Origin of the sequence: Nocardioides sp. Leaf285 (assembly GCF_001422955.1) — a bacterium.
Lineage (GTDB): Bacteria > Actinomycetota > Actinomycetes > Propionibacteriales > Nocardioidaceae > Nocardioides > Nocardioides kribbensis.
Map to the genome: position 1 here is coordinate 111,571 of NZ_LMNH01000003.1, position 18,330 is coordinate 129,900.

Sequence of the window (18,330 nt, forward strand, 5' to 3'; positions counted from 1 at the left end):
TCACAGTAGCGCGACTGTGCCGGATTCCCACCGGCTTCCTCGTGCCCGCGGGCTCACCCTAGGCCATCGGGGCCCCGCGCGGGGGCCGTCCCGTCCCGGGCTCCGGGGCGGTCGCTAGCGTGGTGGCGTGGACCCCCGCGACCGCTCCCGCAGCACTCCTCGCAGCACCGCACGCCGCGACCCCACGGCCTGGCTGGTCGCGGGCATGGGCGTCGTGCTGCTGGTGCTCGCCGTGCTCCTGGCCGTGGTCGGCCCGATCGACGCCGTGCCGATCGGCACCGGCGTGATGGGGCTGCTCGGTGTCGGCGTCGGGTGGCGCCTGCACGTGCTCCAGTCGCGCCAGCGCTGAGGACCCGGAGGCGGGTCAGGCCGGCTCGACCACGACGGCGCGCCCGGCGTAGTAGCGCGCGAGCACCTCGACCGGCAGCCGGGCGTGCTGGCTGTGGCCGGGCAGGCCCGAGGGGTTGGTGAGCCGCACCTCGTCGTCGTCGGCCGCCCACAGCGTCACGAGGTGCCCGCCGCGCGCCGGCGGCGGCTCGGGGGCGAGGCGGACCGCCGGGTGCACGGAGGCGATCGCGAGCGCGCCGGCGGCGACCTCGCGGGCCAGGTCGGCGGCCGGGAGGTCGACGGCCACCCGCGCCCCGATGCCCCACCGGGTGCGCAGCAGCTCGACGAGGGGTGCGTAGACCAGGCCGTGGACGCGCTCGGGGGTGAGGACGTAGCCGCCGACGTCGAGCAGGTCCTCGGCGGTCGGCACGAGCTCGAGCCGCTCGCCGCGGCGGTGCTCCACGAGCCCGGCCAGGGCCGCGACGCCGCACATGCGGTGGGCCCAGAACGCGTAGCCGGCCGGGCAGCAGGCGCCCGTGGTGGCCCAGGCGGGGTCGTCCTCGGCCCGCGCGCTGCCGTCGACCAGCCGGGGGATGAGGGCGGGCGTGGCGTACTGGCTGACGTGGGGGTAGGGCTCCCCGTCCCGGCGTCGCAGCCGGGTGACGGGCTCGGGGGCCGCGGCGGGGTGGGGGCAGTCGCGGCGGCGGTGGAAGTCGATCACCGCGGCACCGCCGTGGGTGGCGTGGTGAGCGTGGCGAGCGTGGCGAGCAGCCGGTCGCTGACCGCGGGCGAGCGCACCGCGACCCGGACCCAGGCGTCGTCGAGGCCGGGGAAGGTGTCGGCCCGGCGTACGGCGATCCCGCGCTCGCGCAGCCGCTCGTGGGCGCCGCGGCCGGCGCGCACGAGCACGAAGGAGGCCGCGGAGGTCACGTGGTCGACGTGGAGGTCGGCCAGGCCGCGCTCGAGGTGCTCGCGGTGGGCGACGACCTCGCGGGCGCGCCGGGCGCCCTCGGCGACCGCGGCGGGGGTGGAGCAGGCGGTCATCGCGGCGGCGGCGGTGGTGGAGACCGACCAGGGCACCTGCCCGCGGCGCAGGGCGGCGACCGAGCGGCGCGAGGCCAGCAGGTAGCCCGCGCGCACGCCGGGGATGCCCCAGTGCTTGGTGAGGCTGCGCACGACCACCAGGCCCGGGGCGCGCAGCCCGGCCACCGACGCGGTCTCGCCGGGCACGGCGTCCATGAAGGCCTCGTCGACCAGCACCACCCGCCCCGGGCGCAGCAGCGCCCGCACGGCCTCGGCCGGGTGGAGGACCCCGGTGGGGTTGGTCGGGTTGCCCAGCACCACGAGGTCGGCGTCGTCGGGCACCGCGGCCGGGTCGAGCACGAAGGGCTCCGGCAGCAGCACCGGCGTGACGTCGTGACCGGCCTGCTCCAGCGCCGCGTGGGGCTCGGTGAACTGCGGGTGCACCACCACCGGGCGGCGCCACGCGCGCCACCGCGCGACGAGGGAGAAGGCCTCGGCCGCGCCGGCGGTGGCCAGCACCTCCTCGGCCGGCCGGTCGTGGCGCCGGGCCAGCGCGGCCTCCGCCGCGGTGGGGCTGGGATAGTGGCCCGAGGCGTCCACGGCGGCGTGAAGCGCGGAGTCGAGCCACGCCGGGCGGGGGCCGTCGTGGACGTTGACGGCCAGGTCGAGCAGCCCGCTGCCGCGCACCTCGGCGTCGCCGTGGTGGCGCAGCGGGTCGACGGGCGGGCCGGCCTCAGTCACGGGACAGGTCACGGGCCCGGGCGTGCACCGCGTCGGCGAAGCGCTGGGCGAGGTGGGGGTGACCGGCCCAGTGGGTGTGCAGGTAGGAGGCGTGCAGGCTGGCGGTGCCGAAGCCGACCGCCTCGCCGTCGACCTCCCAGGTGGCGGTCTCGCCCCTCACCGGCTCGACGTGGGTGCGGTGGAACTCGTGGCCGGTGACCTGCTCCCCGCGCCGGGTGAGCAGGCTGTCGCCGACCGCGGTCGCCACGGGGTAGCGCATGGTGAGCCGCGGCGTCATCTGCGCGGTGGCCGGCAGCGCCCCCACCATCGGCGCCCCGTCGAGGGTGTCGCAGAGGTAGAGCAGCCCCGCGCACTCCGCCACCGTCGGCACGCCGTCGAGCACGGCCGCGCGCAGGGCGGCGCGCAGCGCCTCGTTGCCGCCCAGCTCCCCGACGTGGACCTCGGGGAAGCCGCCGCCGAGGTAGACCCCCGCCGTGCCGGCGGGCAGCGCGGTGTCGTGCATCGGGTCGAAGCCCACCACCTCGCAGCCGGCCGCGCGCAGCAGCTCCTCGGTCTCGGCGTAGCGGAACGTGAAGGCCCGCCCGCCCGCGACGGCGACGACCGGGCGGCCGGCGCCCTCGGGGCGGCGTACGACGGCCTCCGGCGCCCACGGGTCCTCGGCGAGGTCGGGCGCGGTGGCGGCGAGGGCGAGGACGGCCTCGAGGTCGACGTGGGCGGCGACGTGGTCCGCGAGGTGGTCCAGCGACTCCGCCGAGAGGGCGCGCTCGTCGGCGGGCACGAGGCCGAGGTGGCGCGAGGGCGCGGAGACGCCGGCGTCGCGGGGGATGGTGCCGAGCACGGGCAGGTCGATGCTGGAGCGCACCTCGGCGGCGTGGCGCGGGGAGCCGGCCTGGTTGAGCACGACACCGGCCACGGTGACGGTGGGGTCCCAGGTGGCCATACCGTGCACGACGGCGCCGATGGAGCGCGAGGAGCGCGAGATATCGACGACGAGCACGACCGGGGTGCGGGTGAGGGCGGCGACGTGGGCGGTGGAGGAGAAGCCGCGGGTGCCGACCCGGCCGTCGTAGAGGCCCATGACGCCCTCGACGACGGCGACGTCGGCCGGCTCCGGCGTGCGGGCGCCGTGCAGCAGCAGCGGCACGACGAGGTCCTCGCCGACCAGGTGCGGGTCGAGGTTGCGGCCCGGTCGGCCGCAGGCGAGGGCGTGGTAGCCGGGGTCGATGTAGTCGGGGCCGACCTTGTGGCCGCTGACGACGTGACCGGCGCGGCGCAGTGCGGCCATCAGCCCGGTGGAGACCGTGGTCTTGCCCTGGCCGGTGGAGGGGGCGGCGACCACGACGCGCGGGAGCCGGGTCACCACTCGATCCCCCTCTGGCCCTTCTGGCCGCGGTCCATCTGGTGCTTGACCTTGGTCATCTCGGTGACCAGGTCGGCGGCCTCGACCAGCGCCGGGTGGGCGCGGCGGCCGGTGAGCACGACGTACTGCCGACCGGGCCGCTCGCGCAGGGTGGTGACGACGTCGTCGACGTCGACCCAGCCCCACTCCATGGGGTAGGTGAACTCGTCGAGCACGTAGAGGTCGTGGCGCTCCTCGGCCAGGCGCCGCTTGACCTCGGCCCAGCCCTCGGCGGCCTCGGCGGCGTGGTCGGCCTCCGAGCCCTCCTTGCGCGACCACGACCAGCCGGCGCCCATCTTGTGCCACTCCACCGGACCGCCCTCGCCGGTCTGGTCGTGCAGCTCGCCGAGGCGCTCGAGCACGGTCTGCTCCCCGATGCGCCACTTGGCCGACTTCACGAACTGGAAGACCCCGACGTCCCAGCCCTGGTTCCAGGCCCGGATCGCGAGCCCGAAGGCCGCGGTCGACTTCCCCTTGCCGTCGCCGGTGTGCACCATCAGCAGCGGCTGGGTGCGCCGCTGGGCCGTGGTCAGGCCGTCGTCGGGCACGGCCAGCGGCTGCCCCTTCGGCGCCATCAGGCGACCCGCTCGCGCACGGTGGCGGCGAGGGCGCCGGCGCTGACCTCGGCCAGCGGCACGTGCTCGGCGCCCAGGTGGGCGGCCAGGACGCCCCCGAGGCCCAGGCGCATCGGCCCGCTCTCGCAGTCGACGACCAGGGCGGCCTGGCCGGCGGCGGCGAGCGCGGCGGCGGCGTGGCGGGAGCGGGCGACGGCGTCGGCCCCGGCGGTGGCGCGGCCGTCGGTCACCACGACGAGCAGGGAGCGGCGGCGCGGGTCGCGCAGCCGCTCGGTGGCCAGGGTCCGGGCGGCCTCCTCGAGGCCCTCGGCGAGCGGGGTGCGTCCGCCGCCGGGCAGCACCTCGAGCCGGGCGGCGGCCACGTCGACCGAGCGGGTGGGCGGCAGGGTCAGCTCGGCGCCGGCCCCGCGGAAGGTGACCAGCCCGACCTTGTCGCGGCGCCGGTAGGCGTCGAGCAGCAGGCTGAGGATCGCGGCCTTGACCTGCTCCATGCGGCGCCGCGCGGCCATGGAGCCGGAGGCGTCGACGCAGAAGAGCACGAGGTTGGACTCCTGGCCCTCCCGCACCGCCACGCGCAGGTCGTCGGCGTCGAGCAGCAGCCGTCCGCCGGCGCCCGGCGCGCGCCCGCGCAGCGCCTGGTGGGGCACGGCCGCGCGCACCGTCTCGGCGAGGTGGATCGCGCCGGTGCGGCCCGGCCGCGCGCCGACACGGCGCCCGGTGTCGGTCTCGGCGCGGCTGCGGCGTCCGCTCTCCCCGCGGCCGGCGCCGCGCACCGTGAACAGCCGCGCCCGGTACGTCGCGCCCGCCGCCACCGTCGTGCCCGCCCCCGCGGGGGACGGGGTCGGCTGCGGGGTCGGCTGCGGGGTCGGCTCCTCGGTCGCCTCCGCGGTCGGGTCGGGGCGGCCGGGGGCGTCGTCGTCCCCGGGCGCCGACTCGGGCTGCCCAGGCTGCTCGGGCTGCCCGGGCTGCTCGCCCGGTCCTCGGTCCGGCCCGTCCTCGGGTCCCTCACCCGGCCCGTCGGGGTCGTCCTCAGGCCCCTCGTCGGGCTCGGGGCCGAGCACGTCGTCGAGGAGGTCCTCGTCGAGGCCGGGGGCGTCGAAGGGGTTGCGGCGACGGCGGTGGGGGAGGGCGAGCCGGGCGGCGGCGCGCACGTCCTCGACGGTGACGCGGGTCCGGCCGTGCCAGGCGGCGTGGGCCACCGCGGTGCGGGCGGTGACGAGGTCGGCGCGCAGGCCGTCGACCTCGAAGGCCGCGCAGAGCTCGGCGACCTTGAGCAGCACGTCGTCGTCGAGCACGACGTCGGGCAGCAGGGCCTGGGCGGCCGCGACGCGGCGGGTGAGGTCGGACTCGGCGGCGGCCCACCGCCGCGCGAAGGCCTCGGGGTCGGCGTCGTGGGCCATCCGGCGTCGCACGACCTCGACGCGCAGCGCCGGGTCGCGGGGGGCGGCCACCTCCACGGTGAGCCCGAAGCGGTCGAGCAGCTGCGGGCGCAGCTCGCCCTCCTCGGGGTTCATGGTGCCCACGAGCACGAAACGGGCGGCGTGGGTCACCGAGACCCCGTCGCGCTCCACGGTGGCGCGGCCCGTGGCGGCGGCGTCGAGCAGCACGTCGACGAGGTGGTCGTGGAGCAGGTTGACCTCGTCGACGTAGAGGATGCCGCGGTGGGCGCGGGCGAGCAGGCCCGGCTCGTACTCCGCGGCGCCGTGCGCGAGGGCCTTCTCCAGGTGCAGCGAGCCGAGCACGCGGTCCTCGGTGGCGCCGACCGGCAGCTCGACGAGCCTTACCGGCCGCTGCTCGGTCGGGGCGTCGGGCCGCTCGGCGGGGTCGGTGGAGAAGGCGTCGCCCGCGACCACCTCGATCGGCGGCAGCACGCCGACGAGACCGCGCACGATCGTGGACTTGGCCGTGCCCTTCTCGCCGCGCACGAGGACGCCGCCGATCTCGGGCGAGATCGCGCTCAGCACGAGCGCGAGCGACATGTCGGCGGAGCCGACGACGGCAGAGAAGGGGTAGTGCTGTGGCATGAGAGGCTCCCGCTCGTCCGCCATCGGAAAGGAACCCCGAGGCCGGTCTTCGGACTTCCCGGGTCGACGCTCGCGCATCGCCCGGGTCACCGCAGCGGGCCTGTGCCGGACTCTCACCGGCTTCCCAGATTCTCCCGTCGGTCTCGCGACCTCGGGGCACCTCGGAGCTGTGGCGGTCACGATAGCGTCACGCAGCGTGCCCCCCGACCTGTCCCCCCTCGACGGCCCCCCGCACGCCTCCGAGCGGGGAGCGGCACCGCGGCGCGTCGACATCGTCGGCATCGGCGCCGACGGCTGGTCCTCGCTCGCCGAGGCCTCCCGCGCGCTGGTGGGCGAGGCGTCCGTGGTGCTCGGCAGCGCCCGGCAGCTGGCCCTCCTGCCCGTCGTCGAGGGCCAGCGCCGCCGGCCGTGGGGCCGGCCCTTCGGCGACTCCCTGCTCCGCACCCTGGCCGCCCACGCCGACGACGAGGTCGTGGTGCTCGCCTCCGGCGACCCCACCGTCTCCGGCATCGCCTCCACCCTGCGCGCCCTGGTGCCGCGCGAGCGGCTCGTCGTGCACCCGGCGGTGTCCTCGCTGGCGCTGGCCCGGGCCCGGATGCAGTGGTCCGCCGAGGAGTGCGAGGCGCTCACCCTGGTCGGGCGCGACACCGACCGGCTGCGCCGCCACCTCGCGCCCGGTGTACGCCTGCTCCTGCTGACCTCCGACGCCGGCACCCCCGCGACCGTGGCGGCCCTGCTCCTCGAGGAGGGGTACGCCGCGAGCGCCCTCACCGTGCTCGGCGACCTCGGCGCGGCCCACGAGTCGCGCCTGGAGGCCACCGCCGGCGGCTGGGCCGACGTCGCCGCCGCCGACGTGCCCGCCCTGCACGTGCTCGCCCTCGAGGTGCGCCCCACCGGCGGCGACGTGACGCCGACGGGCTCGTGGACCACCGGACTGCCCGACGACGCCTTCGAGCACGACGGCCAGCTGACCAAGCGCGACCTGCGCGCGAGCGCCCTGTCCCGTCTGGCCCCCCGGCCCCACGAGGTGCTCTGGGACGTCGGCGCCGGCGCCGGCTCGATCGGCATCGAGTGGCTGCGCGCCCACCCCTCGCTCCAGGCCTGGGCCTTCGAGGCCGACCCCGGGCGTGCCGAGCGGGTGCGGCGCAACGCCCGCCGTCTCGGCGTGCCCCACCTGCAGGTGCGCGAGGGCCGGGCGCCCGCGGTGCTGGAGCGGCAGCCCAGCCCGCACGCCGTCTTCGTCGGCGGCGGCGCCACCGCGCCGGGCCTGCTCGAGCACTGCCGCGCCGCGCTGCGACCCGGCGGCCGGCTCGTGGTGCACGGCGTCACGCTCGAGACCGAGCAGCTGCTCGCCGCCGCCTACGCCGCGCACGGCGGCGAGCTGACCCGCCACGGCGTCGAGACCGCCGCCCCGATCGGCACCTTCACCGGCTGGACCCCCGCCCGCGCCGTCACCCAGTGGGCCTGGACCGCCCCGCCCGACCACCCGACCCGCTGGCCGGGCGACCCCGACTGGAGCACCCCGTGAGCCCCGAGACCCCGCCGACGACCGTCCGCTTCGTCGGGGCCGGCCCCGGCGCCGCCGACCTGCTGACCCTGCGCGCGGCGCGCATGCTGGCCGAGGCCGACGTGGTGCTCTACCCCGGCACCTACCTCGACGCCGAGGTGCTCGGCCACTGCCGCCCGCAGGCCCGCCTGGTCGACACCCAAGGCCTCGACCTCGACGCGATGGTCGAGGTGATGCGCGCCGCCCACGAGGCGGGGGCGCAGGTCGTGCGGCTCACCAGCGGCGACCCGTCGCTCTACTCCGCCCTCGCCGAGCAGACCCGCCGGCTCGACGCCGCCGGCGTCACCTGGGACGTCACCCCCGGCGTGCCCTCCTACGCCGCCGCGGCGGCCCTGGTCGGCCGCGAGCTCACCGTGCCGCTCGTGGCGCAGTCGGTCGTGCTCACCCGCGTGCAGGCCCGCTCCACCGCGATGCCGGAGGGGGAGTCGCTGGCCGCCTACGCCGCCACCGGCGCCACCCTGGCGCTGCACCTGGCCGTCACCCGCACGCGCGAGACCATGGCCGAGCTCGCCGGCCACTACGGCGCCGACTGCCCCGTGGCCGTCGTCTTCCGGGCCAGCCAGCCCGGCGAGCTCGTCCTGCGCGGCACCGTCGCCGACATCGCCGAGCAGGTGGAGGCGGCCGGGCTGCGCCAGGCCGCGGTCATCCTCGTCGGCCGCGCCCTGGCCCGCGACACCGACGCCTCGGGGGAGTCGTGGCTCTACTCCGTCACCCGACCCCGCTCCTGAGCCGACTCAGCCCTCGGCCCGGTCCGGCACCGAGCGGGAGGTCCACACCCGACCCGACGGGGTGACCCGGGTCTGGGCGCAGCCCACGATCAGCAGGCACTTCATGTCGATCGAGGCGGCGTCGAGGTCGGCCAGGGTCGTGACGTGCAGCGACTCCTCGGCGCGGCCCACGTCGCGCCCCACGACGACCACGGTGTCGGCGGGCAGCACCTCCAGCAGCGTCTTCTGGGCCCGCACCACCTGCTCGGTGCGCGAGCGTGACGCGGGGTTGTAGACCGCGAGCACCAGGTCGGCCTCGGCCACGGCGCGCAGCCGCCGCTCCACCACGGCCCAGGGCTTGAGCCGGTCCGACAGGCTCATCACCGCGAAGTCGCCGCCGATCGGCGCTCCCGCCCGCGCGGCCACGGCCTGCACGGCGCTGACCCCGGGCAGCACCCGCACCGGCACACCGGCCAGGTCCTCGCGCCCCTCGGCGCCCGCGGCCTCCGCGGCCTCGTGCACCGCGGTGGCCATGCCGAAGACCCCGGCGTCGCCGCCGGAGACCACCGCGACCCGCTCGCCGCGCGCGGCCAGCTCGAGGGCCAGGCGGGCCCGGTCGATCTCGACGCTGTTGCCCGACGCGTGGCGGGTCAGCCCGGCGCGCTGCGGCACGCGGTCGACGTACGGCGCGTAGCCCACCACGTGGTCGACCTCGGCCAGCGCCGCGCTCACCTCGGCGGTCAGCCACCGGTCGGGCCCGGGCCCCAGCCCCACCACCAGCAGCTCCGCGGCCTCGGTGGCCGCCGGGACCCGCGCTGCGGCCGGCACGTCCGGCAGCTCGGTGTCGCGGGTGCGGCGTCCGTGGCGGCTGTCGCCGGCCACGACGACCAGCGAGAAGTACGGCACCGTCGCGGGATCGACGTCGGCCACCGGCAGCCAGCGCTGCGCGGGCATCGAGGCGCGCTCGACGTAGACCGCGTGCTCCAGGCGCCCGGCCGCCGCCAGCGCGCGGCGCACGGCGGGGAAGGTGCGGCCCAGCTTCATGATGATCGCGCCGTCGGTGTCGGCCAGGCGACGCGCGAGCTCGGGCTCGGGCAGCGTGCCGGGCAGCACCGTGAGCACGTCGGTCTGGCGCACCAGCGGCGAGGCCACCGCCGCGGCGGCCGCGGCGAAGGCGGGCACCCCCGGCACGACCTCGGTCTCGAAGCGCTCGGCCAGCCGGTCGTGCATGTACATGTAGGACCCGTAGAACAGCGGGTCGCCCTCGGAGAGCAGCACGACGTCGCGACCGGCCTCGAGGTGGGCGGCCAGGCGCTGCGCCGACTCCTCGTAGAACACCGCGAGCGCGCCGGTGTAGCCGCCCGGGTGCTCGGTGGCGCCGGTGGTCACGGGGTAGACCAGCGCCTCCTCGACGACGCCGGGCCGCAGCAGGCCCGCCGCCGTACGCCGTGCGTTCGACTCCTTGCCGGGCCCGGCGTGGTAGGCCACGACGTCGGCGTCGCCGATGAGGCGCGCGGCCTTCACCGTGAGCAGCTCGGGGTCGCCGGGCCCGACGCCGACACCGTGGAAGCGGCCGGTCGCTGGGCTGGTCGCTGGGCTGGTCGCTGGGCTGGTCGCTGGGCTGGTCACTGGGCTGGTCACTGGGCTGGTCACTGGGCTGGTCACTCCGCCTCCTGGGCCAGGGCGTTGACGGCGGCCGAGGCCATCGCCGAGCCGCCGCGGCGACCCCGCACGGTCGCGAAGGGCACGTCGATCCCGTGGTCGGCGGCCAGCGAGGCCAGCGCCTGCTTCGACTCCGCGGCGCCGATGAAGCCCACCGGGCAGCCCACGACCGCAGCCGGTCGCGGGGCGCCGTCGATGAGCATCTCCATCAGGTGGAAGAGCGCGGTGGGGGCGTTGCCGATCGCGACGACCGCGCCCTCGAGGTGGGGCTCCCACAGCGACACCGCGGCCGCGCTGCGGGTGGTGCCCCAGTCGTGGGCCAGGGCGGGCACCCGCTCGTCGGTGAGGAAGCAGCGGACCTCGTTGGCGGCCGGCAGCCGGCCCGCCGTGATGCCCATGGCCACCATGCGGGCGTCGGTGAGGATCGGGGCGCCGGCGGCCAGCGCCTCGCGCCCGGCGCGGCCGAGGTCGGGGTGGAGCACGAGGTCGGCGGCCAGGTCGACCTGGCCGCTGGCGTGGATCATCCGCACCGCGACCTTCTCGGCCTCCTCGGGCACGCCCGACAGGTCGGCCTCGCGTCGGATGGTGGCGAAGGAGTCGAGGTAGATCTCCGGGCCGAGGGCGACGTAGGGGTAGTGGCGGCCGGGCCGGCGCAGCAGCGTGGTCATCGCGCGGTCTCCTGGGTCGGGGCGGGGGCGAGGTCGGGCACGAGCACGCCGCGCCACGGGGTGACCACGAGCTCGGTGCCCGTGCGGCACAGCGCGCGGGCCAGGGCGGGGTCGAGGCGGCCCTCGGGGGCGAGCACGTGGGTGCCGCCCGGCACGCGGCCGGCCGGCAGGGGGTCGGCGGTGACCAGCGCGGCCGGGTCGGGGTCGGTCGGGCGCGCGAGGGGGTGGGCGAGCGGCACGCCGAGACCGGCCAGCTCGTCGACGTGCCAGGGGGCGTCGGGTCCCCCGCCGCGCAGGCGCAGGAAGTCGCGGGCGAGGTCGAGCACGGCCTGCGGTGCCCGGGGCAGGTCGACCACCGCGCCCCAGCCCCGGGCGCCGACGCGCAGCTGGGCCCGGGTGGCGTCGAGGGCGACCAGGCCGAGGTCGGTGGGCGCCTCGTGCAGGTCGCCGCGACCGTCGTCGAGGGTCAGCAGGAAGCGGCCCGGGAGCGCGGTGAGCCCGTCGTCGGCGCGCAGCAGGGAGTCGAGCAGGGCGGCGACGGGCCGCAGGTCGGCGCGCCCGCCGGCCAGGCCCGACTGCGGCGAGACCATGACGTTGCGCACCAGGTCGTGGCTCGGGGCCGGCACCAGCCCGGTCGCGGCGAGGGCCTCGGCGACGGGGGGCGTGAGGCGCTCGCCGTCGTGGGGCAGCGCCCGCAGCTGCAGGTTGGCGCGGGCGGTGAGGTGCACGTCGCCGTCGCCCCAGCGCTGGGCGACCTCGCTGAGCCGCAGCAGGGCGGGCGCCGGCAGCGCACCGCCCACCAGGCGCAGGCGCACCAGGGCGCCGTCGTCGGCCAGCCACGGGCGGGTCACCCCCGGGCAGCGGTCGCGCCGCCGGCGCGCGGTGGGGAGGGTCAGGTCGGGCATGGAGGTCACTCCGGAGGCCGGGGCTCGTGCGCGAAGCCCGTCACGACCTCACGGCGGCTGCCGCAAGGGCCAGCAGGTCTTCGGACTCGGGATCACCCGGCGCGGGACACCTTCCCGGACTCTCGTCCAGTGGCCTGTCGTGAGACAGAGGTCCCGCCCGTCACCCATACCGCTGCGCGTCAGTCCCGGACTCTCACCGGGTTCCCTGACCTCCGGGCCCGCCTCGCGGCGCACCCGGGGGTCGACTGGCGTCCCGCACGTTACCAACGACCGCTCCCGCGCGCGCCCCACGTCCGCGTCGGACGGGTGGCAGGATGCGTCCGTGACCGAGTGCGAGTCCGAGCCCGCCGCCACCGACGTCGCCCGGCCCGCCGCGCGCGACCCGCGCGACCCGGGCCGGCGCGACCCGCGAGGCCCCGCCCTCGCGGCCACCGCGGCCCTGCTGCTCCTCGTGGCCGTGGTGGCGTCGGCGGTGCTCGCGCTGAGCCACGCCGACGGCTACCGCTGGTCGCAGGCCGCCCTCGTGCCCGCCGACGGCCGCCCCCACGTCGTGGAGCTCGCCGACGACGGCCCGGCGCTGGTGTGGACCTACGACGCCGAGGTCGTCCCGGCCTGCACGGTCCGCGACACCGGGGTCGGCGCCACACTCGAGCCCGGCCCCGTCGACGGCGCCTACCGCCGTGAGGGCGGCAGCGCGGGCGACTGGGTCGCCACCTCGAGCATCCGGCCGGCGTCGCCGTCGGTCGAGGTCACCTGCGAGCGCGCCGCCTCGCCCGTCGCGGTCGAGTCGGCCCCCGCGCTGCCGCCGCCGCTCGCCGGCCTCGGTGCGTGGGTCGCCCTCCCGCTCGGCCTGGGTCTTGCCGGTCTGGCCCTCGCGGGCGGCGCGGCGCTGCTCGGCGTACGCCGCGGGCGCGGGGGCGCGCGCTGAGTCCTCAGCGCACGACCACCCGCCCGACGTCGTCGGTCGCGGTGCGCGCGAGGAAGCGGCGGGCGGCGGCCTCCTGGCCGTCGGCGACGTCGACGTCGAGGGTGGGCCCCCGGCCCGAGACGTCGGCGCCGAGCAGGTCGAAGCGCTCGGCGGCGGCCAGCACCGCGGCCTCGCGGGCGGCGACCCGCTCGGCCGACCCGTCGACGGCCTCGCGCCGGAGCACGAGGTCGCCGGAGGAGACGGTGACCGACTCGAGGTCGTCGAGGAGCAGGTAGCGGTCGGCGACGGAGACGACCTCGGCGAAGGACACCGGCGCCAGCCCGACCTGCACGAGCGGGAGGTCGGGGTAGTCCTGCAGCAGGTAGGACGTCACCACCGGGTCGGCCTGGGCGCGCACCAGGTCCTCCACCTCGCGCAGCGACACCTCCACCCCCTCGCCCGAGGCCAGCGAGGCGCCCGTGGCCCCCTCCAGGGTCACCGACACCGACACGACGTCGCCGGTGTCGACCTGGTCGTCGTAGGCGTCGAAGAGGGCCATGACCTCCTCGGCCGTGGCGTCGGCGCGCATCACCGCCCGCACGTGGTGGCTGGCTGCGGAGAGGGGCCCGGCGCCGTCGTCGGCGGCGTCGGGCTCGACCACGACGTCGACCACGCTCGGGGAGCGCTCGCCGCGTGCGGCGAGGTCGTCGGCCGACGCCGCGCACCCGGTGAGCGCACCCGTCAGCAGGCCGACCAGCCCGACGACGGCGGTCGCGGTGGGCGCGGCGGAGAGCCTCATGCCCCCAGCATCCCCGGGCGCACCAGCCCGGTCAGGCCCCGAGCCGCTCCCAGCGCCCCTCGGAGACGACCCTGACCTGGCCGTCGTCGACCACGAGGGCCGAGTCGTCGTCGAGGGCGTAGGAGGGGTGGTCGAGGCCCGCGGCCCAGCTGCGGGCCGCGGCCAGGGTGTTCTCCGGCATCTGCGGGTGGTCGAGGTGGGGGAAGATCGACACGTCGACCCAGCCGAGGGTGCGGTCGTCCTCGGCGCCGGCCCACTCCACGAAGTCGGCCCCGATCCGCGGCGTCGCCACCATGCTCCCGGCGCTCGTGCCCACCCAGACCAGCGCGGGCATCGTGGCGAGCACGTCGAGCAGGCCCGAGGCCCGCAGCCAGTGCGCCAGGTACGTCGCGTCGCCGCCGTCGACCAGCAGCACGTCGGTGTCGCGCACCCACGGCTCCCAGCGCTCGGCGCCGATGCTGGGCAGCGCGGTGAGCTCGAGCAGCCCGACCGAGGCCCAGGGCAGGGACACGCCCGACTGGTCGTGCGGCGCCGCGCCCACCACGGCTCCGCGCACCGAGCCGGGCCCGCACATCGGGTGGCCCCACTGGGCGGTCGGCACCAGGAGGGCGCGGCACTCCTCGACCGGCCGGGGCAGCAGGTCGACGAGGGCGGCCCCGATCGCGGCGTTGGTGACGCCGCCGGAGGTGAGCAGGAGCTTCACGAGGTGCCTCCAGGGCGGGTGGGGGAGCCGGGCACAGGAGCAGACCGACGGTGCGACCCGGACTCATCGGTGCCGGACGTGACGAGCCCCCGACCTGGGGACCAGGTCGGGGGCTCGGTGTCGGGGTGAGTAACGGGACTTGAACCCGCGACATCTGCCACCACAAGGCAGCGCTCTACCAGCTGAGCTATACCCACCATGCGCGCGCCGGACGGAGCCGGAACCGCGCGATGAAGTGTAGGGGACTCAGCTCCCGGAGGTGGAATCGAGGCCCGTGATCGACCCGCCGTGGGTGGCGGCGATGGCGCGGGCGGCGGCGCTGTCGGGCCCGGGCTGGGGCACGAAGACCGCCTCGCGGTAGTAGCGCAGCTCCTCGATGCTCTCCTGGATGTCGGCCAGGGCGCGGTGGTTGCCGCGCTTCTCGGGGGCGGCGTAGTAGGCCCGGGGGTACCAGCGCCGGGCCAGCTCCTTGATCGAGGAGACGTCGATGATCCGGTAGTGCAGGAAGGCCTCGAGCTCGGGCATGTCGCGGGCCAGGAAGGCGCGGTCGGTGCCCACGGTGTTGCCGGCCAGCGGCGGTCGGCTGCCGTCGCCGCAGTGCTCGCGCACGTAGGCCAGGACGGCGGCCTCGGCGTCGGCCATGGTCAGCCCGGCGTCGAGCTCGGTGAGCAGCCCCGATTTCTCGTGCATGTCGCGCACGAAGTCGCCCATCTGCTCCAGCGCGGCGGCCGGCGGGCGCACGACGAGGTCGACGCCCTCGCCGAGCACGTTGAGGTCGAAGTCGGTCACGAGGGCCGCCACCTCGATCAGGGCGTCGGCGCCGAGGTCGAGCCCGGTCATCTCGCAGTCGATCCAGACCAGTCGATCATTCATGGCGCGCACCCTACGCGCCGAGGCGCTCGGCCCGACTCAGCGACGGCTCAGGTCGGGCCCCTAGAGTTCTGGACGCCAGCAGTCGACCCGCACCGCCGAGGAAACCCCATGGCCAAGAAGCCCAGTCAGCAGGAGCGCTCGCAGCGCGCCGCCGCCGCCCTCGAGGACCAGAAGCGCGCGGAGCGCCGCCGCACGATCCGCAGCATCACGCTGGTGGTGTTCGCGCTCGTCGTCGTGGTCGGGATCGCCTTCGGGGTCCAGAGCCTGCGGGGCGGGGGAGAGGTCACCGCCTCCCCGGCCGGCCAGAGCGAGTACGGCGTCACCATCGGCGAGGAGGACGCCCCGCACCAGGTCGTCATCTACGAGGACTTCCTCTGCCCCTTCTGCGGCCAGCTCGAGGCCGGCACCGGCGAGGAGCTCCAGCAGCTCGCCGACGACGGGTCGGTGCTGGTGGAGTACCGCCCCTTCAACCTGCTGAGCCGGATCGGCGACTACTCCGAGCGCGCCACCAGCGCCTTCGCCGTCGTGCTCGAGGAGAGCGGCCCGGAGACCGCCAAGGAGTTCCACGACCTGCTCTACGCCAACCAGCCCTCCGAGGAGGGCCCCTTCCCCGACAACCAGGCGCTGCTCGACCTGGCCGTCGAGGCCGGCGCCGAGGAGTCGGCGGTCAGCGACGGCATCCTCGGCGAGTCGATGGTCGACTGGGTCGAGGCCGCCACCACCGCCGCCCAGGACGCCGGCGTGCAGGGCACCCCGACGGTGCTCCTCGACGGTGAGCAGATCTCCGGCGACCCCGAGCAGATCCTCGACCAGATCAACGAGACCGTGGGGTGAGCGACTCCTCCCCGACGGGGCTCGGCCCCCGTCCCGACCTGCGCGCCTTCGTCGCCGGACTGCCCAAGGCCGAGCTGCACGTGCACCACGTCGGCTCGGCCAGCCCCGCCATCGTCAGCGAGCTGGCCGAGCGCCACCCCGGCACCGTGCCGAGCGACCCCGACGCGCTGCGCGACTTCTTCGCCTTCCGCGACTTCGCCCACTTCATCGAGGTCTACCTCGCGGTGGTCGACCTCGTGCGCACCCCCGAGGACATCCGCTTCCTCACCTACGAGATCGCGCGCGAGATGGCCACCACGCAGTCCCTGCGCTACGCCGAGCTGACCTGCACCCCCTACACCTCGGTGCAGGCGCTGCGGGGCGAGCCCCACGTCGCGATCGGGGCCTTCAACGAGGCCATCGAGGACGCCCGCGTCGCCGCCGAGCGCGACTTCGGGATCGTGCTCCGCTGGATCTACGACATCCCCGGCGAGGCCGGTCTGCCCGCGGCCGACCTGACCCTGGACCTCGCGCTGCGCCACCCCACCGACGGGCTGGTCGGCTTCGGGCTCGGCGGTCCGGAGATCGGCGTGCCGCGCCCGCAGTTCGAGCCCCACTTCGCCGCCGCGCGCGCCGCGGGCCTCCACAGCGTGCCCCACGCCGGCGAGACCACCGGGCCGCAGACGGTCTGGGACGCGCTGCGCCTGCTGGGGGCCGAGCGCATCGGCCACGGCACCTCAGCGGCCCAGGACCCCGCCCTGCTGGCCCACCTGGCCGAGACGGGGGTGCCGCTGGAGGTCTGCCCGTCGTCGAACGTCGCCACCCGCGCCGTCGCCACCCTGGCCGACCACCCGCTGCGCGCCTTCCGCGACGCCGGGGTGGTGGTGACGATCAACTCCGACGACCCGCCGATGTTCGGCACGACGCTCAACCGCGAGTACGAGATCGCCGCCGACCTGCTCGACCTCGACGAGGCCGGGGTCAAGGACCTCGCCCGCGCCGGCGTGCGCGCGTCGTTCGCCGACGACGCCACCCGGGCGCGCGTGCTCGCCGAGATCGACGCCTACGCCGGACCGGCGTCCTCGGCCTGACCCTCGACCGGCACCTCGACCGGCACCTCGACCGGCACCTCGACCGGTGTCTCGACGTAGTGCTCGACCGGCCCGCGGAAGTGGGCCAGGACCCGCTCGGGCAGGGTCGAGAGCTGGCTGACGTGGCTCTGCAGCGCCCGGGCCTTCGTCGCGATGAGGTCGGGGTCGAGGTCGAGGCGCACCATCTGCTCCCAGGGCGCGTCCTGGGGGCCGCGGGTGGGCCACAGCGACACGGGGTACTCCAGCAGCCGCGCGCCGCTGCGCTGCGCCGCCACCGCCGCGGCACGCCCGGCGGCCTCGTGGTCGGGGTGCCCGTCGTGGCGCCACGGCGCGGCCAGCAGGGTGCTCGACCCGTCGCCCACCAGGCCGGCGAGGCTCGCGGCGACGGCCTGCTCCTGGGCGGCGACCTCGCCGTCGGCGGCGCCGAGGAACACCAGGGGGGCCTCGGGCGCGAGGCGGGCCAGGGCGTTCTCCATCTCGGCCAGCCGGGTGGTCGCCAGCGCGTGGCGCGTCATCAGCTGGGAGGGGCGGTGGCTGGCCTCGCCGGCGGTGAGCAGCACGACGTAGACGGGGACGCCCTGGCGGTGGGCCGTGGCCATGAGGCCCGCGGCACCGAGGCTCTCGTCGTCGGGGTGGGCGCTGACGACGACCAGCCGGGTGCAGGGCCGCTCGCCGTGGCTCAGCCGCAGCAGCGGCACGGCGCCATAGCGGGGGTGGGCCTCCCAGTCGGCGACCGAGGACGTGGCCGGGGCGTCGCCGGCACGGTGGCCGGCGCTCGACGGGTGCGCGCGCTCCCCGTCCCGATCCGACGTCATCGTCACCGGCAGAACCTAGATTCCGGCGGCCCGTGGGCACTTCCTCCCGCTGGGTGAATACTGTCGTGCCATGAGCAACCCGGCCGGCCCCGTGCGCGTCGCGGTCGTCAACGACTACGAGATCGTGGTCGCCGGCGTCGCCGCGCTGCTCGCGCCGTACCGCTCGCGCGTCGACGTGGTGGAGCTCGACATCGGCGTCGGCGTGGTCGGCGACGTCGACGTGGTGCTCTACGACACCTTCGGCCAGGTGCAGGGCGACGGGATCGAGCTGGAGGACCTCGTCGCCGACGGCTCGCCCAAGGTCGTGGTCTTCAGCTGGAACGTGCAGGCCGACCTCGTCGAGCGCACGATCGCCCGCGGGGCGTCGGGCTACCTGTCCAAGCAGTCCGACGCGCGCGACATCGTCGAGGCCATCACCCGGGTCTGCGCCGGGGAGACCGTGCGACCCGGTGAGGTCGAGGACCTCGACGAGCACGACCGCGGCGCGTGGCCGGGCCGCGACCACGGCCTGTCGGCGCGCGAGGCCGAGGTGATCGCGCTGATCACCCAGGGCCTGTCCAACCAGGAGATCGCCGACCGGTCCTACCTCAGCATCAACTCGGTGAAGACCTACATCCGCACCGGCTACCGCAAGATCGGGGTCTCCCGCCGGGCCCAGGCGGTGGCGTGGGGCATGCAGCACGGCTTCTCGCCCGAGCACGCACGCGTGCTCCGCTAACCTCACCCGATCG

Annotated in this window: 19 protein-coding genes, 1 tRNA gene and 2 riboswitches; of the genes, 7 read left to right on the forward strand and 13 right to left on the reverse strand. The window is 76.6% G+C overall.

Going from position 1 to position 18,330, the window contains the following annotated elements; all coding sequences use genetic code 11:
- Nucleotides 1-127 precede the first annotated feature (127 nt).
- A complete protein-coding gene (locus tag ASF47_RS09000) occupies nucleotides 128-349 on the forward strand; it encodes a hypothetical protein (RefSeq protein ID WP_056863702.1) in 222 nt (73 codons plus the stop codon).
- A gap of 15 nt (nucleotides 350-364) precedes the next feature.
- Here the strand turns inward: ASF47_RS09000 and ASF47_RS09005 are convergent, their stop codons facing one another.
- From ASF47_RS09005 to ASF47_RS09025, 5 genes are read right to left on the reverse strand one after another with little or no spacing between them, the layout of a single operon-like run.
- The gene (locus ASF47_RS09005) at nucleotides 365-1,048 is read right to left on the reverse strand and encodes a hypothetical protein (protein ID WP_056863703.1); all 684 of its coding nucleotides are present in this window, start codon (nucleotides 1,046-1,048) and stop codon (nucleotides 365-367) included.
- Nucleotides 1,045-2,091, reverse strand: a complete 1,047-nt coding sequence (cobC, locus tag ASF47_RS21880; RefSeq protein ID WP_056863704.1) for an Rv2231c family pyridoxal phosphate-dependent protein CobC — start codon at nucleotides 2,089-2,091, stop codon at nucleotides 1,045-1,047. The genes ASF47_RS09005 and cobC overlap by 4 nt, the downstream gene beginning before the upstream one ends.
- Entirely contained in the window at nucleotides 2,084-3,451 is a 1,368-nt protein-coding gene (locus tag ASF47_RS21885) for a cobyrinate a,c-diamide synthase (RefSeq protein WP_235558695.1), read from the reverse strand. The genes cobC and ASF47_RS21885 overlap by 8 nt, the downstream gene beginning before the upstream one ends.
- On the reverse strand, nucleotides 3,448-4,065 hold the full coding sequence (gene cobO, locus ASF47_RS09020) for a cob(I)yrinic acid a,c-diamide adenosyltransferase (protein WP_056863705.1): 618 nt from the start codon (nucleotides 4,063-4,065) through the stop codon (nucleotides 3,448-3,450). Before cobO ends, ASF47_RS21885 begins: the two co-directional genes overlap by 4 nt.
- Nucleotides 4,065-6,089, reverse strand: a complete 2,025-nt coding sequence (locus ASF47_RS09025; RefSeq protein ID WP_056863706.1) for a magnesium chelatase subunit D family protein — start codon at nucleotides 6,087-6,089, stop codon at nucleotides 4,065-4,067. The genes cobO and ASF47_RS09025 overlap by 1 nt, the downstream gene beginning before the upstream one ends.
- Before the next feature lie 23 nt (nucleotides 6,090-6,112).
- A riboswitch (cobalamin riboswitch) is annotated at nucleotides 6,113-6,258 on the reverse strand.
- A gap of 27 nt (nucleotides 6,259-6,285) precedes the next feature.
- Here ASF47_RS09025 and cbiE point away from each other — a divergent pair.
- Together cbiE and cobM are read left to right on the forward strand one after the other, a co-directional pair.
- The gene (cbiE, locus tag ASF47_RS09030) at nucleotides 6,286-7,617 is read left to right on the forward strand and encodes a precorrin-6y C5,15-methyltransferase (decarboxylating) subunit CbiE (RefSeq protein WP_235558696.1); all 1,332 of its coding nucleotides are present in this window, start codon (nucleotides 6,286-6,288) and stop codon (nucleotides 7,615-7,617) included.
- The gene (gene cobM / locus ASF47_RS09035) at nucleotides 7,614-8,384 is read left to right on the forward strand and encodes a precorrin-4 C(11)-methyltransferase (protein WP_056864544.1); all 771 of its coding nucleotides are present in this window, start codon (nucleotides 7,614-7,616) and stop codon (nucleotides 8,382-8,384) included. Before cbiE ends, cobM begins: the two co-directional genes overlap by 4 nt.
- A 6-nt stretch (nucleotides 8,385-8,390) precedes the next feature.
- On the opposite strand, the gene ASF47_RS09040 is transcribed toward cobM, so the two are convergent.
- Genes ASF47_RS09040 through ASF47_RS09050 form a run of 3 tightly spaced genes read right to left on the reverse strand, consistent with a single transcriptional unit; the run spans nucleotide 8,391 to nucleotide 11,598 of the window.
- Nucleotides 8,391-9,992: a precorrin-2 C(20)-methyltransferase gene (locus ASF47_RS09040; protein WP_056863707.1), complete on the reverse strand. Its 1,602-nt coding sequence runs from the start codon at nucleotides 9,990-9,992 to the stop codon at nucleotides 8,391-8,393.
- Nucleotides 9,993-10,024: 32 nt separating this feature from the next.
- Nucleotides 10,025-10,693 (reverse strand): precorrin-8X methylmutase, encoded by a 669-nt coding sequence (locus ASF47_RS09045; protein WP_056863708.1) that lies wholly within the window; start codon nucleotides 10,691-10,693, stop codon nucleotides 10,025-10,027.
- Nucleotides 10,690-11,598: a nitrite reductase gene (locus ASF47_RS09050; RefSeq protein ID WP_056864545.1), complete on the reverse strand. Its 909-nt coding sequence runs from the start codon at nucleotides 11,596-11,598 to the stop codon at nucleotides 10,690-10,692. Before ASF47_RS09050 ends, ASF47_RS09045 begins: the two co-directional genes overlap by 4 nt.
- A 74-nt stretch (nucleotides 11,599-11,672) precedes the next feature.
- A riboswitch (cobalamin riboswitch) is annotated at nucleotides 11,673-11,805 on the reverse strand.
- Between the two features lie 115 nt (nucleotides 11,806-11,920).
- Between ASF47_RS09050 and ASF47_RS09055 the strand changes: the two genes are divergently transcribed.
- Nucleotides 11,921-12,526, forward strand: coding sequence for a hypothetical protein (locus ASF47_RS09055; RefSeq protein ID WP_056863709.1), 606 nt, complete (start codon nucleotides 11,921-11,923; stop codon nucleotides 12,524-12,526).
- A 4-nt stretch (nucleotides 12,527-12,530) separates the two neighbouring features.
- Here ASF47_RS09055 and ASF47_RS09060 read toward each other — a convergent pair whose 3' ends face one another.
- From ASF47_RS09060 to orn, 4 genes are all read right to left on the reverse strand, one after another.
- A complete protein-coding gene (locus ASF47_RS09060) occupies nucleotides 12,531-13,304 on the reverse strand; it encodes a hypothetical protein (protein WP_056863710.1) in 774 nt (257 codons plus the stop codon).
- Between the two features lie 31 nt (nucleotides 13,305-13,335).
- Nucleotides 13,336-14,007 carry a Type 1 glutamine amidotransferase-like domain-containing protein gene (locus tag ASF47_RS09065; RefSeq protein ID WP_056863711.1) on the reverse strand — a complete coding sequence of 224 codons (672 nt, stop codon included), beginning with the start codon at nucleotides 14,005-14,007 and terminating at the stop codon, nucleotides 13,336-13,338.
- Nucleotides 14,008-14,131: 124 nt separating this feature from the next.
- Nucleotides 14,132-14,204: transfer RNA gene (locus tag ASF47_RS09070), tRNA-His, on the reverse strand.
- Nucleotides 14,205-14,253: 49 nt separating this feature from the next.
- Nucleotides 14,254-14,880: an oligoribonuclease gene (orn, locus tag ASF47_RS09075; RefSeq protein ID WP_056863712.1), complete on the reverse strand. Its 627-nt coding sequence runs from the start codon at nucleotides 14,878-14,880 to the stop codon at nucleotides 14,254-14,256.
- 108 nt (nucleotides 14,881-14,988) lie between these two features.
- On the opposite strand from orn, the gene ASF47_RS09080 reads away from it, so the two are divergent.
- Both ASF47_RS09080 and ASF47_RS09085 read left to right on the forward strand, forming a co-directional pair.
- On the forward strand, nucleotides 14,989-15,714 hold the full coding sequence (locus ASF47_RS09080) for a DsbA family protein (RefSeq protein WP_056863713.1): 726 nt from the start codon (nucleotides 14,989-14,991) through the stop codon (nucleotides 15,712-15,714).
- Nucleotides 15,711-16,784 carry an adenosine deaminase gene (locus ASF47_RS09085; RefSeq protein WP_056863714.1) on the forward strand — a complete coding sequence of 358 codons (1,074 nt, stop codon included), beginning with the start codon at nucleotides 15,711-15,713 and terminating at the stop codon, nucleotides 16,782-16,784. The genes ASF47_RS09080 and ASF47_RS09085 overlap by 4 nt, the downstream gene beginning before the upstream one ends.
- Here ASF47_RS09085 and ASF47_RS09090 read toward each other — a convergent pair.
- The gene (locus ASF47_RS09090; RefSeq protein WP_235558756.1) at nucleotides 16,757-17,599 is read right to left on the reverse strand and encodes a PIG-L deacetylase family protein; all 843 of its coding nucleotides are present in this window, start codon (nucleotides 17,597-17,599) and stop codon (nucleotides 16,757-16,759) included. The two genes, ASF47_RS09085 and ASF47_RS09090, sit on opposite strands and share 28 nt — an antisense overlap.
- 70 nt (nucleotides 17,600-17,669) lie before the next feature.
- Between ASF47_RS09090 and ASF47_RS09095 the strand changes: the two genes are divergently transcribed.
- Nucleotides 17,670-18,317 (forward strand): response regulator transcription factor, encoded by a 648-nt coding sequence (locus tag ASF47_RS09095; protein ID WP_056863716.1) that lies wholly within the window; start codon nucleotides 17,670-17,672, stop codon nucleotides 18,315-18,317.
- The last annotated feature ends 13 nt before the right edge of the window (nucleotides 18,318-18,330 follow it).

Excerpts from the sequence above, each read along its gene's own strand:
- cobO (WP_056863705.1), bottom strand. The coding sequence starts at position 4,065 with ATGGCGCCGAAGGGGCAGCCGCTGGCCGTGCCCGACGACGGCCTGACC.
- ASF47_RS09025 (WP_056863706.1), bottom strand. The coding sequence starts at position 6,089 with ATGCCACAGCACTACCCCTTCTCTGCCGTCGTCGGCTCCGCCGACATG.
- ASF47_RS09045 (WP_056863708.1), bottom strand. The coding sequence starts at position 10,693 with ATGACCACGCTGCTGCGCCGGCCCGGCCGCCACTACCCCTACGTCGCC.
- ASF47_RS09050 (WP_056864545.1), bottom strand. The coding sequence starts at position 11,598 with ATGCCCGACCTGACCCTCCCCACCGCGCGCCGGCGGCGCGACCGCTGC.
- ASF47_RS09060 (WP_056863710.1), bottom strand. The coding sequence starts at position 13,304 with ATGAGGCTCTCCGCCGCGCCCACCGCGACCGCCGTCGTCGGGCTGGTC.
- orn (WP_056863712.1), bottom strand. The coding sequence starts at position 14,880 with ATGAATGATCGACTGGTCTGGATCGACTGCGAGATGACCGGGCTCGAC.
- ASF47_RS09080 (WP_056863713.1), top strand. The coding sequence starts at position 14,989 with ATGGCCAAGAAGCCCAGTCAGCAGGAGCGCTCGCAGCGCGCCGCCGCC.
- ASF47_RS09090 (WP_235558756.1), bottom strand. The coding sequence starts at position 17,599 with ATGACGTCGGATCGGGACGGGGAGCGCGCGCACCCGTCGAGCGCCGGC.
- ASF47_RS09095 (WP_056863716.1), top strand. The coding sequence starts at position 17,670 with ATGAGCAACCCGGCCGGCCCCGTGCGCGTCGCGGTCGTCAACGACTAC.